The sequence below is a fragment of the Acinetobacter portensis genome (assembly GCF_009372215.1).
Lineage (GTDB): Bacteria > Pseudomonadota > Gammaproteobacteria > Pseudomonadales > Moraxellaceae > Acinetobacter > Acinetobacter portensis.
Map to the genome: position 1 here is coordinate 1 of NZ_LWRV01000101.1, position 731 is coordinate 731.

Below are 731 nucleotides of genomic sequence, written 5' to 3' on the forward strand. Positions count from 1 at the left end.
GGCTCTAGACTAGCAGATTTGCACTTAGTTTTACCTAATGAGGTCCCACAACTCTGTTGCTAGCTCATTAGGCTCCCTCATCCAACGCCATTCTGTTTCTTTAAGATGATAATCAAAATACTCTTTTGATATACCGTTGAACTTTGCTAGCCTTCTTTTACAAAAGCTCCAGAATGATTCTATTCCATTTATATGACATTGTCCTCTGGCAAATTCATTCGCTCCATGATTTACTCTAAAATGCTTTGAGTAACCAACATCTACCAAACCATTGTATCCACGCCAACCATCACTATAAATTACACTTTCAAGTGCAACTTTACCTAAGATAACTTGTTGTAATGTAGTCTTTTTACAATCAGGGACTATTTCTGTATAAACTCGACCATTCCTTTCAAATATTCCAAATACAGGTTGTTTTAAAGTACCTCGACCTCGCTTCAATTTCCCATGAAAACCACGTTGTCTTTTTGCTCCAAAATAGCTCTCATCAACTTCAATAGAACCTACAAACTTTGCTCTTAAATCTGTTTGATGATCGTAGATTGCTTCTCTAAAAAGCATGTACCAATAGTTGATGGTATTACGGTTCAAGTTAAGCAATAAGGCTGTTTTAGAAGCAGGAATATCAATGCAAAAGCACTGAATAATTTTTTTAATCTTATAGTGACTTAATTTACTGTTTTCTATCATGATTCTAGACTAACATATCTATTCTGCTAGTCTAGAGC

The 731-nt window shown here is 35.2% G+C and carries 1 protein-coding gene; it reads right to left on the reverse strand.

Annotated features, from left to right (window positions below):
* Window positions 1-30: 30 nt before the first annotated feature.
* Window positions 31-693 (reverse strand): IS1595 family transposase, encoded by a 663-nt coding sequence (locus A6M14_RS12425; protein ID WP_152875444.1) that lies wholly within the window; start codon window positions 691-693, stop codon window positions 31-33.
* Window positions 694-731: the final 38 nt, after the last annotated feature.

Bases quoted from the DNA above. Each gene is read 5' to 3' on its own strand.
- A6M14_RS12425 (WP_152875444.1), bottom strand. From the start codon at position 693: ATGATAGAAAACAGTAAATTAAGTCACTATAAGATTAAAAAAATTATT.